The following is a 15,256-nucleotide window of genomic DNA, read 5'->3' as shown; positions in this document are numbered from 1 at the left end:
AAGAACTACTAATGATTTATTATGTAGTGGTTCTTTATCAATAACCACAGCTAATGTGTACTTAAAAATAAGAATATATGAGTAAAACTCATGCATAAGAAATACTAATTTCTAAAGAAAAAGTATTTCTTTATCGTTGTCTGTAGAATTTCTTTTTGAAATTCTCTATATTGGGGCCCGCCCCATGCATGGTTGACTAAAATTGAAAAATCTTATTACAAGCGCATGTTCTCATTCAGTCAACTACTGCTAATGTAACATTGTAGAGTCTAAGACTTTCATTAATGTATCTGAAATTCAATATAATGAATTAAGCTTGATTATTTCAAATATTTTATATCCATTATCTTTTCCAATGTACGGTACTCTATATTATAATGCGCTCGTTTAGATTTTACGATGATTAGAGGTTAAAAAATGAATGAACAATGGTACAAACATTTAATTGGTGCCAGAACTATTAAAACTGGTATCGCCATTTTTTTAACAGCTGTTTTTTGTATGGCTTTAGATCTAACACCTATCTATGCTATTTTAACTGCTGTTGTTACAATTGAACCAACCGCCAAGGCATCACTGATCAAAGGGTATCGTCGCCTACCTGCAACTGTAATCGGCTCTGGATTTGCAGTGTTATTCACATTTCTTTTTGGTGATCAATCCCCCTTTACATATGCATTAAGTGCTACATTTACGATTTTATTTTGTACAAAACTCAAATTACAAGTTGGTACGAATGTCGCTGTACTAACATCATTGGCTATGATTCCAGGTATTCACGATGCCTATATATTCAACTTTTTGTCTCGAACATTGACAGCGATTATTGGTCTCGTTACCTCAGGTTTAATCAACTTCATGGTGTTTCCACCTAAGTATTATGGTCAGGTCGAAGAAAAATTAAGTAAGACAGATGCTTTGATGTATAAATTATTTTACAATCGCTGCCAAGAACTTATCTTATCAAGGCTGCAATCTGATAAAAGCGAAAAATCATATAAAAATATTTTCAATTTAAACAATCAAGTTGAAACGTTAATAAGTTATCAACGTGATGAATTAAGTTATCATAAGAAAAAAGAATGCGATTGGAAATTGCTCAATCAATTAACCAAACGTGCATATACGAATCGTTTGTTTATTACGCATCTTTCAAATATCATTTACTTGCCTAAAAATACCCGTGTTAACTTTTCAGGTGACGAAAAAATGGCATTGCTAAAAATTAGTAGTAGCATCAAAGATATTTTTTATGATGGTTCATTTAAAAGAGAAGATGATTCTGTAGAAACTTTACGTTCGACAATAAAAGCACTTGAAATTAGTGGTGAAAATCAAATTAAAAGTCATATACTGTATGAAGTTTTAATGATTTATCGACTGCTAGACAGCAGATATGCTTAATTTAACTGCCTTATGCTTATTGGCACCATTAAAGATACTCTGCCTTTATAAGTATTTTTAGCGTATATTGTATGTGACTTTCAAAAAATCCGTATCTATACTTATACCTAATCTTAGTATGTTTCTTTTTTGATAATAACCATGTACAAGTTCGATACATTTAATGTAACGAGGCTAATTCATTAATAAATTTAGTAAAGTCTGTTTTGGTAACATTTATCCTTAATGAAATACCAGAATCTGTTGCCATGTTTGAATGCCTTAAACCAGAATCAAAATCAATATAAATACAAAGCAGTTCTTGATTAAAATCAATAATCGTAAAATGTAAGTCAGGTTCTATAAAACATATTTCAGTAACTGGATTGTCGTATTCTAAATGTTTCAAATTGTCCATATCACTATCAAAAAGTGCTAATTCAAATTTAATTTCTTGATTTTCGAAAGTTGCATTAGTGTCGAAATAAAAAATTTCACTTTCCTCTTCGATAACTACATCTTTTAAAATAAATGTTATTGATGCTTTGCTATGTAAAAAAGATGCATCTGTTAAAATTACTTTAGTAGGGTTCATCGTCAAGTTCCTTTTATTATTTATTTTTTAGTTGTTTAATCACCATTACTATTGATAATTATGGGATAGATACTCATTGTATAATAATTATTCACTAGAAGAAAAACACACACATCAATTTGGCTATTTGCTTCCAAAATGATGTGTGTCTATACGAATATGATTAATTGCTATTCTTCATCGTTTATCAATTTTAAATCCATTGATACGATGCTCAGAGTTAACGAGATTTCTTCTATTTATTTGCTCTGTCTATTAATACTTGTTTCGCTTGTTTTTCCGCTTCATTATCTATTTCTTTAGGCTCAAACGGAATACCCTTACGTTCACACGCTTTTTCTAATAAATAGTCAGTAATTTCATAGTTTTTAGGTAAGATTGGTCCATGTAAATATGTTCCTAATAAATTTTTATAATGAATGCCTTCTTTTTTATCTTCGTCATTATTACCGTAACCGAATGTAACATGACCAAGTGTACCGAAGTTATGATATGTTCTACCACCGTGGTTTTCGAAACCAACAATAGTACCAAATGTATCACTTTCAATGACAATGTCACCTGTAAGGCGGCTTGTCTTTGACTCAGTATAGAAATCTAAAATACCTAACCCTTCTAATTCTGTTCCGTCAGGTGTAATATATTTTGTTCCTAAAAATTGGTAGCCACCACAAACTGTTAGTCCTGGCATACCATCTTCAATCGCTTCTTTAAGTGGGGCCTTAATTTTACTTAATTCTTTTGTAGCAAGCGCTTGTTCTCTATCACTTCCACCACCAATGAAGAAAATATCACAATCATCAAATGTAATACCTTCTGTTTCATTAATTTCAACGACATTAACTTTAATATTACGTTTTTTGGCGCGTTGTCTTAAAGCAATAATATTTCCAATATCACTATATAAATTCAATTTATCTGACATAAAATGATAAATAGTCAATTCATGCATATTATGATTGACCTCCTTCAAATGAACGATTTAATTGTTCAAGCATAGGCGCTAATGACGTGTAGTTAGGAATAGCAACTGTAAACCCTTGATAATCCATTGTCTTTGCTGTTGCTTTGTAAATATCACGTTCAACAATAATAGGTACTTCAACCTCTGCTAACTTCAATCGCAATTGAAGTTCTTCTGCTCGAGTACCTGTCACGATGATAGCTTCAATTTGTTGCTTAGATAATTTTTCGAAATCTGCATCATATATCCATGAAGTATCACGTCCATCAGCAGCATTATCATTTAGGGAAATAACATACACTTTTTCACCTTCTAATTGCTCACCAACTGATAAACTTGCATTCATACCTGCAGGGTTTTTAGCTAAGTTTATCATCGCTTCTTTATTGTCTTTTTTAAAATACTGCATGCGACCGTTATCTGATGTATAAGTTTCAAACCCATTCTTAATTGCTCCTTCATTAAGCCCTAACTCTCTTAATACAGTATATGCAGCTAATGCATTATACGCATTAAAGTCACCAGCAATTTTCATATTATATTTTTCATTATTAATATTTAAGTGTAAAAACGGTGCAACTTCAAAATTTGAAATCTCATATTTAACTTGTTCTCGTTTGAAACCACACTGACAGTGATAATGTCCGATTTGATTATAATGGATATAATCATATTGCAATAAGCGACCACAGTTTGGACAATAGCGACTTTCATTCATCGTACTTTGTTCAAATTCATGGGCATGTGCTTTCATACCATAGTACACAATCGTATCACTTGCGATTTTTAAACGACTCACAAATGGATCATCAGCATTTAGCAATAATTTGATGCCTTTATTACTAATTGTCGTTGCAATGTTATTAACCATAATATCAATTTCACCGAATCGATCCATTTGATCTCTAAAGAAATTTGTAAACACCATCATAGAAGGTGTTACTTCTTTTAAAACACGTGGAATCGATCCTTCATCAATTTCGATTACCGCGATTTTAGTCTTCGGCGTTGACTGTATGATAAATGCTGACGTAATACCAGCTGCCATATTAGCGCCTTCATTATTGTGTATGATTTCAATATTATTTGCTTTTAAAGTATGTCCAATTAAGTTTGAAGTTGTTGTTTTACCGTTTGTTCCGCTAATAAATACAATATCATCAACTTGTTCAGCTAATTTTCTTAATATATTTATATCCACTCTTCTAGCGATTTGTCCTGGTAAATCAGTACCCTTTTTACCTACCGCTCTACTTGCTTTACGCGCCAACTTCGCTAGATGGATTGCCGTCCACTGTCTCATGTGTTTCCTCCTCTAATTTCCACTCGCATCATTATAACATGATAAGGTAACTTCAAAAAAGTTTCTCAATCATAAATCGATCTATCATCTCTAATTTATAATGATTCTCATTTAGGTTACTAGAAATGATATTTATTCTCAATTATATATTACTAAATGATATATTTTCTCAATTAGACTATTAATTTTAGGGTTTAAATTATAATTATTATTATTTACAATTGAGAATGAGTCTGTTATACTAAATGCAATTCATAGTAATTTTAATTTACAAATAAGAGGTGTATTACAATGTTAAGTAAAAATCTATTAGAAGCATTAAACGATCAAATGAATCATGAGTACTTTGCAGCACATGCATATATGGCAATGGCAGCATATTGTGATAAAGAATCATATGAAGGTTTCGCAAACTTTTTCATTCAACAAGCTAAAGAAGAACGATTCCATGGTCATAAAATTTATAACTATATTAATGACAGAGGTGCTCATGCGGAATTCAGAGCAATTCCTGCACCAAAAATTGATTTCTCAAGCATATTAGAAGCTTTCAAAGATAGCTTATCTCAAGAACAAGAGGTAACTAAACGCTTTTACAACTTATCAGAAATTGCACGTCAAGATAAAGACTATGCAACTATTTCATTCTTAAATTGGTTCTTAGATGAGCAAGTAGAAGAAGAAGCAATGTTTGAAACACACATCAATTACTTAACTCGTATTGGTGATGATAGCAACGCATTATATCTTTATGAAAAAGAATTAGGCGCTCGTACTTTTGACGAAGAATAATTAACAAACTATATTAACAAACAGGTAGATATCATACGACATGATAGACATTTGGGTTTCTATTAAACACCCAATGTCTATATTATTTTGTATTGCGGAGATCTTTAGATTTATTTTCTAAATCATTGATCTGCGTTTTTTTATTTGTCAAAACAAAAAAGTCGCACAGATAAAAACGATTAAACCTTTTATATCCATCCGACTTAAACATATGAATTTTTTTATTTCTTTACTATATTATTATTAAGAGCCTTCAATATTAAATCTTCTCGGGTAATTTAGTTTCTTATTTCTTGTATATACCCTGTTAACTGATTTATCTTTAATGGTTTAGTTTGAATGCGATTGTTAATCAATGTGTAGTATGGATTATTTTTGTCGTAATGACACCAATTAGAATGATCTATATTTTTCGGCACACCATATTTCGCAAAAGTTGACCATGCATATTGCATTTTATAAGAAACCTCTTTGTCGATTTCGTCATAATCTTCTTCAGGTGTTAAATTTCCAAATATATATTTTATCTCAGAGGTATGTTTAGCTAACTCGTTGTTCATTTTATACTTAGGTGAAACTCTTGCAAAGTGATAATAATATATATGTTCACACAACTTCTCAAAACGTTTTATTGTTGCTAAACAAGGTTCAAACCAAATAACAGTGGTAAAAACTTTATCTAATGCTTCATAATTTGAATAATTATGCTGTTTAAAATATGACAAAATGAGTTCTTTCTTGCTATTAGCCAAAGTATCTACCATTTTCAATAATACTTCTTCAGGATATGTTTTATTTGGTTTTATAAAATATCTAGCTTCGTTTTCAACACATCCAATTAATATCGGTATATCTTTCGATAATGCAGGGAAATGTGATTTCGAAATAATCTCTCCATCTGGGACCTGATTCCATACTAAATTTGCAGGTGTATGAACTTGTCCTCTAGGTGGTCGTACACCAGAATACTTAGTCGAAATATCTAATAAACGTTCAGTAGATACACTTTGAAGTTCTTCTAGGTTATGACTGCCTAACTCTTCAAACATTTTACTTGTTTGTTTAGCTACTTTTTCATATGTAGGTTCTTCTGAGAACACATACTTTTCAAAGCCGGCACTTTGAATGATTACTTTATGAAATAAGCCTTTTGCATTTTTCGCTGATAATAAATACCTTACTGCCTGCGCTCCAGCTGATTCTCCAAATATTGTTACATTGTCAGGATTACCACCAAATTTTCGTATATTGTTAGCAACCCATCTTAATGCTGCGATTTGGTCTAAAACAGCAAAATTACAACCGATATTTGGGTCAGCAATATAGCCGAATGCACCTAACCTATAATTAAATGTAACAACTGTCACTCCATTTTGTGCTAATTTCTCTCCATCAAAGGCATCTTCAGACCCTGCACCTCCAAGATTACCACCGCCATGCATCCATACCATAACGGGTTGTTCAGCAGTTGCATCAATAGTTGTAGACCACACATTTAAGTATAAGCAATCTTCACTTTGCTTTTCAGTACGTAAATTGAAGCTAGCACCACCTCTTTGTGGACACACAGGACCAAATTCATTTGCTAGATAAATGCCCTTCCATTTTTGTGGAGCTCTCGGTGCCTTCCATCTTAAATTACTTACAGGTGGTTCAGCATATGGTATTCCTAAAAAATGATACATATTATTTCGATAATAACCTTGAATCAATCCGCTTTCAATTTTAAGCACGAACAAACCATCTCTTTCTAAAAAATACATATTTTTAAAGCAAAATCATTATGATATATCTGAATTTTAATGTAAAGTTATAAACATGAAACTTATCTTTAAGGAGCTGTAATATACAAAATGAACAATGCATTTGTCGCACTTGATTTTGAAACAGCAAATGGGAAACGTACTAGTATTTGTTCTGTCGGTATGGTAAAAGTCATTGATAGTCAAATTACAGAAACGTTTCATACACTTGTGAACCCACAAGATTATTTTTCACAACAAAATATCAAAGTCCATGGCATTCAACCTGAAGATGTTGAAAGTGCACCTACATTCGACTTTGTATTCCCATATATGATGCAATTCATTGCAGATTTACCTGTTGTCGCACATAACGCGGCATTTGATATGAACGTTTTACATCAAAGTATACAAAATATTGGTTTGCCGACACCAAATTTAACTTACTTTTGTAGCTATCAACTCGCTAAAAGAACAGTCGATTCTTATCGATACGGTTTGAAACATATGATGGAATTTTACCAATTAGATTTTCATGGTCATCACGATGCATTAAATGATGCCAAAGCATGTGCAATGATTACTTTTAGACTATTGAAAAATTATGAAAATTTAACACATGTAACTAATATTTATGGTAAAAATTTAAAAGATAAAGGCTAACCCAACATTAAACGCCCAATAAAATGTCACTTTAAAAGTGACATTTTATTGGGCGTTTGTTTATATGAAGTCATATATGGTCATATTTTTATAAGTTGATCGTTCTAAATTACCTACAGTGACACCAATAAGTCGAATTGGTACATCTGGATCTTTTAAATCGTTATAAAGTAAATATGCAATGTTATAGATATCTTCTTCAGAACTTACTGAATCTCTCAAACTCATTTGCTTAGATAACGTTTCAAATTGATATGTTTTAATTTTAACCGTTATCGTTTTAGCTGACTTCTGTAATTTATTAAGACGTTCAGCCGTTTTACCTGACAACTCCCACACTTTTCTTAAAATCTCTTCATCATCATTCACGTCTGTAGCAAATGTGCGTTCAGTCCCTACTGATTTTCTTACTCTTGATGATTTCACTTCACTTTGGTCAATGCCGCGTGCCTTGTTATATAAACCACGACCTCTCTTTCCAAACAAATGAATTAATTCAAATTCCGTTTTATTATATAAATCTCTACCATTAAAAATACCATTATCATGCATTACTTTTTTGGAAGCTTTACCTACACCTGGAAAATCTCCGATATCTAATGCCATCAAAATATCATGGACATTTTGATAATCAATCACAGTCATACCATCAGGTTTATTCATACCACTCGCTAATTTAGCTAAAAATTTGTTATAAGATACCCCTGCAGACGCTGTTAAATGAGTCTGCACTAATATATCTTTTCTAATATACTGAGCAATTTTCGAAGCAGGAAGGTCTGGTCTCACTAATTCTGTAATATCTAAATACGCTTCATCCAAAGACATCGGTTCTACCTTATCTGTATAACTTCGGAAAATAGACATAATCTGTGCGGATGTTTCTCGGTAAGCACCAAAATTACTTGTGACAAAATATCCATTTGGACATAGTTTATGTGCTTGTGACATCGGCATTGCTGAATGGACGCCGTATTTTCGTGCTTCGTATGATGCTGTTGAGACAACACCCCTACTACTTGCTTTACCACCAACAATGACTGGTTTGCCTTTCAATTTGGGGTTATCTCTCATTTCAACTTGTGCAAAAAAATAATCCATATCTATATGAATAATTCGTCTCTCAGTCAAGTGCTCACCTCCCTATTAATTTATACTTTTATAAAGCACAAAAATATCTCAACATAATTATACGCTGTGTATGATTTTTTTACATAAATCTTGCACTTAGCGATAACTATATTGAGATGACTACAAGTTGATATAAAATCAATTGCTATTTAAGCATTACGATGATGACGATTGAGTAAGAAAACATAGGTAATCCAAAGTAATTCAGCATATTCATTTTGTTGATATCATCTTATTTAAATTTATTATTGAATCGGCTTTTGATGATATAAGTAAATGCTATCTTTATCTTGTTGCACATATTTAAAATTACTAGATAATGTTAATGCAACAAGCAGAATATCTATAAAGCAATAAGCAGTATGCATACTAAACATAAAAATAAGTGATGAATAACCAAATACCTTAATTAAAATAAGCAAGCCAGTACTTAATAGGATTAGTGGTGACAGCATAATAATTGAAAATTGCCATTTGTTAAAACATGCGTCTGCAGTTTGAAATAACATTCTATCTTTTTTTATATTAAACATAGGTTTGCTATCTTTTTTAAATAAAAGAAATAATGCTCTATGGATAAGTTCATGTAAAATCAATAAAATAATGAATCCAGCAAACCCATATACAAGATTGATGATGATATTTTGATCGACAACCGCTGTGACACCTAACGCCCACTTATACGTAAATAAAATCACGAATAACGCAATAACAAGTTGCAAGATAATAAACCTTCGCATTTGAAAATTATTTGTCGTTAAATCAATTTTATGCATTGCCAACCCTCCCGATCATGACATTCTTATTCTTCTTTAAATATAGTATACAATGTCACATTTAATTTAAAAAGTTCATATCAAGAAATTAAATTGGCTGTAATAAAATTTTAATATACGACTTCTTTCTTCACTTATTAAGGCGAAATTTTATCTCAAATCATGTGCGTTATTTCAAATTGAATAATGCCACTGTCTCAACATGTGTTGTTTGTGGAAACATATCTACCGGTGTTACCTCTTCAAGTTGATATTTTTCAGCTAATAATAATGCATCACGTTGCTGTGTTGCGGGATTACATGAAATATAGACAATACGCTTAGGTTCTAATGTAAGCAAAGTCTGAATAAACGTTTCGTCACAGCCCTTTCTTGGAGGATCAACCATTACAACATCTGGTTTAATCCCTTGTGCTTTCCATTGTAAAATAACTTCTTCAGCTTTCCCACAGACAAAAGTTGTATTATTGCATTGGTTTATAGTCGCATTTTGTTGTGCGTCTTCAATTGCAGAGGGAACAACTTCAACACCGTATACATGTTTTGCATGTGGTGCCATATATAGCCCTATTGTTCCAATACCACAATAGGTATCTAATACAATTTCATTACCTGTCAATTGCGCATACTCAATTGCTTTATTATATAATTTCTCTGTTTGTTCAGAATTAATTTGGTAGAATGACTGATCACTTATTTTAAATGTACTATCTGTTAATTGATCAATAATTGTATCTTTACCATATAGCGTTATAGACTGACGTCCCATAATAACATTAGAGTGGCTATCATTAATGTTTTGTTTAATGCTTGTCACATTAGGAAATGCATCTAATATCTTCTCAACAACAGCATTTTTTTGTGGCCACTTTTTACCATTAGTTACAAAAATAATCATCATTTCGTCTGTATGATATCCTGTTCTTACAACCAAATGTCTCATTAAACCTTTTTTCAATTGTTCTTGATAAATACTTACATTTAAATCTTTTAAAATAGATTTAACTTCATTCATCACTTCTTGATGTTGTGAATCTTGTATTAAACAACTTTCCATGTCAATAATGTCATGGCTTCTTTGACGATAAAAGCCCATAATAACTTCATTCTGTTCATTCTTACCAACTGGAATCTGGGACTTGTTTCGATATCTCCAAGGATCTGTCATGCCAACTGTATCGTTAATCGTAGAATTATCAAAATGTGCTTTTCGCTGAAACAAATTAATCACTTGTTCCTTTTTCATTTCAAGTTGTGCTCCGTATGATAAGTGTTGAAGTTGGCACCCACCACAACGTTCATAATATATACATGGCGGTTCCACTCGGTGCTCACTTTCTGTATTAACAGCCAGCAATTTACCAATCGCAAAATTCTTTTTAACTTTTATTACTTTATACTCGATTTGTTCATTGATTAGCGCTTGAGGGATAAAAATAGGAAACCTATCTATTTTTACGACACCATGTCCTTCATGTGTTAAATCAACTACAGTCCCTGTTTTAATGTCATTTTTAGCTATCGCTTGCAAAATTTTACCTCCAAAATGAACAGGTTAGGAACAAAATTATGCGCTTCCTAACCTGCCATTATATATTTCACTACTTCTGTTTATTCTTCGATTAAATTGTCATCAACATGATCATTATTTATCAATTCTTCATTAACAATATCATTTGGTGCAAAAACATCAATATGACGTTCTAAATTCAAGAAATTAGCTGGTAATTTCCCACCATACTCACCATCTACATTTAACTGTAAATCTGTAAATGAAGAAATATTAATTGCTTTGGCTTTTTCGTATATAACTTTTGGATGTTTTGTATGTTCACCTCGTGAAGCTAAAGTCATAATATGCCCTAGTTCTGCAAGATTTGATTTTTCAACAATAATTAAAGTAAAATATCCATCATCCAATTTCGCATCTGGTACTAATTTTTCAAAACCTGCCATTGAATTTGTCAAACCTAAAAAGAATAATAAAGCTTCTCCTTGGAAAACATTACCATCATATTCAATTCTTAAATCAACAGCTTTCATTTGAGGTAACATTTCGAAACCTTTAATGTAATAGGCAAAAGGACCAACGATTGATTTCAACTTACTTGGGGTTTCGTATGATACTTGAGTCAATTGTCCACCAGCAGCTAAATTGATAAAGTAACGATTATTCATTTTACCTATATCTACTTTAGTAGAATAACCTTCAATGATGACGTCTAATGCACCCATAATTTCGTTAGGTATATGTAAAGCACGTCCAAAATCATTTACTGTTCCCATAGGAATAACACCTAATTTAGGACGATTCGGTTTCTCTGCAATTCCATTAACTACCTCATTTAATGTACCGTCTCCACCGGCAGCGATGATTATATCATAATTTTCATGCATAGCTCTTTCCGCTTCAAGTGTGGCATCCCCAATTTTCTCAGTTGCATATGCACTCGTTTCATATCCGGCTTTTTCTAATTTTATTAAGGCATCAGGTAAATCTCTTTTAAATTGTTCTTTACCTGATGTCGGGTTATAAATGATTCTTGCACGTTTCCTCATATCTTATCCCTCTACTTAAAATTCATATATTTTATATTAAACGATCTTTTAGGTATACACCAAATACTTGTATACTTAGTGTAATTTCAGCACGCTCTTTTATATTTTACCTTTATAGACTTTTATGCTTCATTCACGACATATCTTTATGTACTTGAGCTACTATGAACATTCTCCAAGCAATATGATATCGACTATATTTTGATTGCCATTTTTGATATTCTCTCTTAAAAATGAAGTTGTAAATATGAAGTTGTCTTTATACAAAATGTTTTATACCTTTATATTATACAGTTTGCCTTTATATAATTAAAGCTAACACATTAATAAAATTAATATTTTTACTAATTACATGAACTATGAATAATCGAATAAACTATATAATTTTTGATAGCTATGAAGAAACCCTTGATTGCACCATTATCTACAATCAAGGGTTGTTATTTATATTTATCTTTTATCTAATTCTTGTTTTAATAGTTGATTTACTAACTGAGGATTAGCTTGACCTTTTGAAGCTTTCATGATTTGACCAACTAAGAAGCCCATAGCTTTGCCTTTACCATTTTTATAATCTTCAACTGATTGTTCATTATTATCCAATGCTTCGTTTACAAATTTTAGAAGTGTTGCTTCGTCAGAAATTTGAACTAAGCCATTGTCTTCCATAATTTGTTTAGCATTTCCACCTTTAGCTGCTAACTCAGGGAAGACTTTCTTAGCAATTTTACTACTCATTGTTCCGTCTTCGATAAGTTTAATCATGCCAGCTAAATTTTCTGGTGTTAATTTAGTGTCTAATAATTCTACTTGATTTTTATTTAAATATTCGTTTACGCCACCCATTAACCAGTTAGATGTTAATTTAACATCTGCACCGTGTTTAATTGTTGATTCAAAGAAATCTGACATTTCTTTAGTTAATGTTAATACGTGTGCATCATATGCAGGTAATCCTAATTCATTTACATATTTAGCTTTACGTTCATCTGGCAATTCAGGAATTGTCTGACGAACACGTTCTTTCCAAGCATCATCAATATATAAAGGTACAATGTCTGGCTCTGGGAAGTAACGGTAATCATCAGAACCTTCTTTAACACGCATTAAAATTGTTTTACCTGTAGATTCATCAAAGCGACGTGTTTCTTGTCCAATTTCTCCACCATTTAACAATTCTTCTTCTTGGCGTTTTTCTTCGTATTCTAGACCTTTACGTACATAGTTAAATGAGTTTAAGTTTTTCAGTTCGGCTTTAGTACCAAATTTCTCTTGACCATACGGACGTAGAGAGATGTTAGCGTCACAACGTAAAGACCCTTCTTCCATTTTAACGTCTGATACACCAGTGTATTGAATAATTGAACGTAATTTCTCTAAATAAGCATATGCTTCTTTAGGTGAACGAATATCTGGTTCAGATACGATTTCAATTAACGGTGTACCTTGACGGTTCAAGTCAACTAATGAATACTCACCTTTATGTGTTGACTTACCAGCATCTTCTTCCATGTGAAGACGTGTAATACCGATTCGTTTTGTTTCACCGTCAACTTCAATATCAATATATCCATTTTCACCAATTGGTTGATCAAATTGAGAAATTTGATATGCCTTTGGATTATCAGGATAGAAATAGTTCTTACGATCAAATTTAGATTCTGTCGCAATTTCCATATTTAGTGCCATTGCAGCACGCATTGCCCAGTCTACTGCACGCTTATTAACAACTGGTAAGACACCTGGATATGCTAAGTCGATAACATTTGTATTTGAGTTAGGTTCTGCTCCAAAATGCGCTGGTGATGGAGAAAACATTTTTGAGTCCGTTTTTAACTCTACGTGAACTTCAAGTCCTATAACTGTTTCAAAATGCATGATTTCCACTCCTTATAATTTTTCATAAACGTCATGTAAATTGTATTGTGTTTCATATTGATAAGCGACACGATATAACGTTTTTTCATCGAATGGTTTACCAATGAATTGTAAACCGATTGGTCGGCCATTTGATTGTCCACAAGGAACAGAAATACCAGGTAAGCCAGCTAAGTTTACTGGTGTTGTTAATAAATCATTGGCATACATTGTCAATGGATCATCAATTTCTTCGCCTAAGTTAAATGCAGTTGTAGGTGTTGTTGGACCAACTACTACATCATAATTTTCGAATACTTTATCAAAGTCATTTTTAATCAATGTTCTAACTTTTTGAGATTTTTTATAGTATGCATCGTAATATCCTGAACTTAACGCAAATGTACCTAAGAAAATACGACGTTTAACTTCTTTACCAAAACCTTCAGATCTTGACATTTTATATAATTCTTCTAAAGAATGTGCATCTTTAGAGTGATATCCATAACGAATACCATCAAAACGTGATAGGTTTGATGAAGCCTCAGATGACGCGATAACATAGTAAGATGGGATACCAAATTTTGTATTTGGTAATGACACTTCTTCAACAATAGCGCCTAAAGATTTTAATGTTTCTACAGCTTTATTAACTGCTTCTTTGACATCCACTGCTACACCTTCACCTAAATATTCTTTAGGTAATGCAACTTTTAATCCTTTAATATCTTTACCGATATCAGATGTAAAATCTACATCTTCAACAGGTGCACTTGTAGAATCATTTGCATCTAAGCCTGAAATTGCTTCTAATACTAATGCATTATCTTTTACATTACGAGTTAATGGCCCAATTTGATCTAATGACGATGCAAAAGCAACTAATCCAAATCGAGATACGCGACCATAAGTTGGTTTCATACCTACAATACCGCAATATGCTGCTGGTTGTCTGATTGAACCACCAGTATCTGAGCCTAAACTGAATGGTACTAAGCCTGCTGCAACTGCTGCTGCAGATCCACCTGACGAACCACCAGGTACAGCTTTATGATCAAATGGGTTAACTGTCTTTTTGAAATATGAAGTTTCAGTTGAACCACCCATTGCAAACTCATCCATGTTTAATTTACCGATTAAAACAGCATTTTCACCATGAAGTTTTTCCATTACAGTTGATTCATAAATTGGTACAAAGCCTTCTAACATTTTACTTGCACAAGTTGTTTCTAAACCATTAGTGATAATGTTATCTTTTATCCCCATAGGAATACCAAATAATTTGCCATCCATTTGGTCCTTAGCTTGTAATTCATCTAACTCTTGTGCTTTTTTTATTGCATTTTCTTTATCAAGTGCTAAAAACGACTTGATTGTGGGATCTGTCTCTTCAATTGCATCATATATATCTTTAACAACATCAGATGGTTTAATTTTTTTATTTTTAATTAAAGTTAATAAATTCTCAACCGATTCGTAACGAATACTCAT

Annotated in this window: 14 protein-coding genes; 3 read left to right on the top strand and 11 right to left on the bottom strand. The window is 32.1% G+C overall.

Translation table 11 applies throughout. The features are described 5' to 3' along the window. Nucleotides 1-417: 417 nt before the first annotated feature. Entirely contained in the window at nt 418-1,404 is a 987-nt protein-coding gene (locus CD116_RS04830) for an FUSC family protein (RefSeq protein WP_047531879.1), read from the top strand. A 160-nt stretch (nt 1,405-1,564) separates the two neighbouring features. Here the strand turns inward: CD116_RS04830 and CD116_RS04825 are convergent, their stop codons facing one another. From CD116_RS04825 to murT, 4 genes are all read right to left on the bottom strand, one after another. Further along, entirely contained in the window at nt 1,565-1,978 is a 414-nt protein-coding gene (locus CD116_RS04825; RefSeq protein ID WP_047550463.1) for a hypothetical protein, read from the bottom strand. A gap of 35 nt (nt 1,979-2,013) precedes the next feature. Further along, on the bottom strand, nt 2,014-2,115 hold the full coding sequence (locus CD116_RS04820) for a hypothetical protein (protein WP_047550466.1): 102 nt from the start codon (nt 2,113-2,115) through the stop codon (nt 2,014-2,016). 98 nt (nt 2,116-2,213) lie between these two features. Then, complete coding sequence (gene gatD / locus CD116_RS04815) at nt 2,214-2,930, bottom strand: lipid II isoglutaminyl synthase subunit GatD (RefSeq protein WP_047550469.1); 717 nt, start codon at nt 2,928-2,930, stop codon at nt 2,214-2,216. 1 nt (nt 2,931) lies between these two features. After that, nucleotides 2,932-4,245 carry a lipid II isoglutaminyl synthase subunit MurT gene (gene murT, locus CD116_RS04810; protein WP_047550471.1) on the bottom strand — a complete coding sequence of 438 codons (1,314 nt, stop codon included), beginning with the start codon at nt 4,243-4,245 and terminating at the stop codon, nt 2,932-2,934. A gap of 291 nt (nt 4,246-4,536) precedes the next feature. Here murT and ftnA point away from each other — a divergent pair, with 291 nt between their 5' ends. After that, on the top strand, nt 4,537-5,037 hold the full coding sequence (gene ftnA, locus CD116_RS04805; RefSeq protein ID WP_047550473.1) for an H-type ferritin FtnA: 501 nt from the start codon (nt 4,537-4,539) through the stop codon (nt 5,035-5,037). A 278-nt stretch (nt 5,038-5,315) separates the two neighbouring features. On the opposite strand, the gene CD116_RS04800 is transcribed toward ftnA, so the two are convergent. Beyond that, nucleotides 5,316-6,800, bottom strand: a complete 1,485-nt coding sequence (locus CD116_RS04800; protein ID WP_047550475.1) for a carboxylesterase/lipase family protein — start codon at nt 6,798-6,800, stop codon at nt 5,316-5,318. 90 nt (nt 6,801-6,890) lie between these two features. Here CD116_RS04800 and CD116_RS04795 point away from each other — a divergent pair, with 90 nt between their 5' ends. Beyond that, complete coding sequence (locus CD116_RS04795) at nt 6,891-7,442, top strand: 3'-5' exonuclease (protein WP_047550477.1); 552 nt, start codon at nt 6,891-6,893, stop codon at nt 7,440-7,442. 60 nt (nt 7,443-7,502) lie between these two features. Here the strand turns inward: CD116_RS04795 and dinB are convergent, their stop codons facing one another. The 6 genes from dinB to gatA all read right to left on the bottom strand — a co-directional run bounded on the left by dinB (nt 7,503) and on the right by gatA (nt 15,256). Beyond that, nucleotides 7,503-8,573, bottom strand: coding sequence for a DNA polymerase IV (gene dinB / locus CD116_RS04790; RefSeq protein ID WP_047531605.1), 1,071 nt, complete (start codon nt 8,571-8,573; stop codon nt 7,503-7,505). Between the two features lie 245 nt (nt 8,574-8,818). Next, complete coding sequence (locus CD116_RS04785; RefSeq protein WP_047531596.1) at nt 8,819-9,349, bottom strand: DUF3267 domain-containing protein; 531 nt, start codon at nt 9,347-9,349, stop codon at nt 8,819-8,821. Nucleotides 9,350-9,518: 169 nt separating this feature from the next. Next, a complete protein-coding gene (gene rlmD, locus CD116_RS04780) occupies nt 9,519-10,880 on the bottom strand; it encodes a 23S rRNA (uracil(1939)-C(5))-methyltransferase RlmD (protein WP_047531590.1) in 1,362 nt (453 codons plus the stop codon). An 80-nt stretch (nt 10,881-10,960) separates the two neighbouring features. Next, nucleotides 10,961-11,908: a diacylglycerol kinase gene (locus CD116_RS04775; protein ID WP_047531587.1), complete on the bottom strand. Its 948-nt coding sequence runs from the start codon at nt 11,906-11,908 to the stop codon at nt 10,961-10,963. A gap of 450 nt (nt 11,909-12,358) precedes the next feature. Next, nucleotides 12,359-13,786 carry an Asp-tRNA(Asn)/Glu-tRNA(Gln) amidotransferase subunit GatB gene (gene gatB, locus CD116_RS04770; RefSeq protein WP_047427430.1) on the bottom strand — a complete coding sequence of 476 codons (1,428 nt, stop codon included), beginning with the start codon at nt 13,784-13,786 and terminating at the stop codon, nt 12,359-12,361. A 12-nt stretch (nt 13,787-13,798) separates the two neighbouring features. Next, nucleotides 13,799-15,256: an Asp-tRNA(Asn)/Glu-tRNA(Gln) amidotransferase subunit GatA gene (gene gatA, locus CD116_RS04765; protein ID WP_047550480.1), complete on the bottom strand. Its 1,458-nt coding sequence runs from the start codon at nt 15,254-15,256 to the stop codon at nt 13,799-13,801.

Source organism: Staphylococcus schweitzeri (assembly GCF_002902405.1).
GTDB lineage: Bacteria > Bacillota > Bacilli > Staphylococcales > Staphylococcaceae > Staphylococcus > Staphylococcus schweitzeri.
The sequence above is the reverse complement of the archived record's forward strand: the minus strand, read 5'-3'. Positions and strand labels throughout refer to the sequence as shown.